This window comes from Kitasatospora sp. NPDC058190 (assembly GCF_042883685.1).
Taxonomy (GTDB): domain Bacteria; phylum Actinomycetota; class Actinomycetes; order Streptomycetales; family Streptomycetaceae; genus Kitasatospora.
Genome location: NZ_JBHVVI010000025.1, coordinates 1 through 1,551, shown reverse-complemented (window position 1 = coordinate 1,551; position 1,551 = coordinate 1). Strand labels below are relative to the sequence as shown.

The following is a 1,551-nucleotide window of genomic DNA, read 5'->3' as shown; positions in this document are numbered from 1 at the left end:
TCCAGCCCCCGGAGCGGCCACCCCCGGAGCCGCCCCCGGCCACCCACCCTCCCGAAAGCCCCCCCAACACAAACACCCCGCTTGCCCCCCGCTAGCACCCTGCTTGCAATTGCAAGCGCCCTGCCGCACCCTGTCCACATGGCCTCACTCAACGTCGCCTCCCTGGGCGAGTACATCCGCGAGCAGCGCCGCAGCGCGCAGTACTCGCTGCGCCAACTGGCGGAGGCCGCCGGCGTGTCCAACCCGTACCTGAGCCAGATCGAGCGAGGGTTGCGCAAGCCGAGCGCGGAGATCCTGCAGCAGATCGCGAAGGCGCTGCGGATCTCGGCGGAGACGCTCTACGTCCAGGCCGGGATCCTGGAGGAGCGGCGGGGTGAGGGGCTGGAGCTGCGTGCCTCGATCCTGGCCGATCCGCTGATCAACGAGCAGCAGAAGCAAGCACTGCTCGCGGTCTACGACGCCTTCCTCAAGGAGAACGCCGCTTCGGCCTCCGGTCCCACGACCGACGGCGCAGCCATCCAGAACACCCACCGGGAGGACCGGTAACCATGCCGATCACTGACGACATCAAGAAGACCCTCACCGACCCGACCCCGCTGTACGCCCTGGCCGGCGCAGGGGACCTCGCCTACGAGAAGCTGCGCGAGGTGCCGGGCAAGGTCGAGGCGCTGGCGGCGGACCGCAGGACCGCACAGGAGAAGGCGACCGCCAAGCTGCACGAGGCGCAGGAGCTGCTGACCGGGGCGCCCGCCAAGGTCACCGGGGCCGTCACCACCCTCCCCGCCGACCTGAAGGCGCTGCAGGAGCGGGCCCAGGGCTTCGCCCTCCAGCAGGTGGCCCGCGCAGTCGAGCTGGCGGTGAAGGCCAAGGAGACGTACGACGAGCTGGCCGAGCGCGGCAAGGTCGTGGTCGACAAGGCCCGCCCGCAGGACGACACCATCGACGCCACCGACACCATCGACGCCACCGAGACCGCCGAACTGGTCGAGGCCGAACCGGTCGAGGACGGTGCTCCCGCCGCCGCGCCGAAGAAGTCCGCCAAGGCCCGGAAGGGCACTCCCGACAGCACGGAGTGATCGGGGCCCGCGGCCACGGGCACATCCGGTGACGGCCGGACGTTGACAGCATTGCGAGCGGTCGCCGTGCCAGGATGGGCGACGGCCGGGGCGTGGCAAGCCGAGAGACGTAGGAGATCGCGATGACCGGAGTGTTCCAGATCCTGGCCTTTTCCTACCTGAACCCGTTCTGGTGGATGGCCGTGGCCATCCTGGGCTACAAGCTCTTCGCGCTGCTCGACGCGGCCACCCGCCGGGAGGACGCCTACCGGGCGGCGGACAAGAAGACCAAGGGGTTCTGGCTGGCCATCCTCGGGATCAGCTTCGGATGGGACCTGCTGTTCGGGGCGAACTTCCTCGGCAGCATCGGCACCCTGGTCGGCTTGGTCGCCTCGATCGTCTACGTGGTGGACGTCCGCCCGGCGATCCGAGCGCTGACCGGCGGCAGCGGCCGTGGCGGCCGGAGCAACACCGGCCCGTACGGCCCCTGGTAGGC

At 70.2% G+C, this 1,551-nt stretch carries 3 protein-coding genes; all 3 read left to right on the top strand.

From position 1 onward, the window contains the following. The first annotated feature begins 138 nt into the window (after window positions 1-138). The 3 genes from ACFVWU_RS14365 to ACFVWU_RS14355 all read left to right on the top strand — a co-directional run bounded on the left by ACFVWU_RS14365 (window position 139) and on the right by ACFVWU_RS14355 (window position 1,549). The gene (locus ACFVWU_RS14365; protein ID WP_387619696.1) at window positions 139-546 is read left to right on the top strand and encodes a helix-turn-helix domain-containing protein; all 408 of its coding nucleotides are present in this window, start codon (window positions 139-141) and stop codon (window positions 544-546) included. A gap of 2 nt (window positions 547-548) precedes the next feature. Then, entirely contained in the window at window positions 549-1,076 is a 528-nt protein-coding gene (locus tag ACFVWU_RS14360) for a hypothetical protein (RefSeq protein ID WP_387619693.1), read from the top strand. A 122-nt stretch (window positions 1,077-1,198) separates the two neighbouring features. Further along, window positions 1,199-1,549, top strand: coding sequence for a DUF2516 family protein (locus ACFVWU_RS14355; RefSeq protein WP_380608525.1), 351 nt, complete (start codon window positions 1,199-1,201; stop codon window positions 1,547-1,549). Window positions 1,550-1,551: the final 2 nt, after the last annotated feature.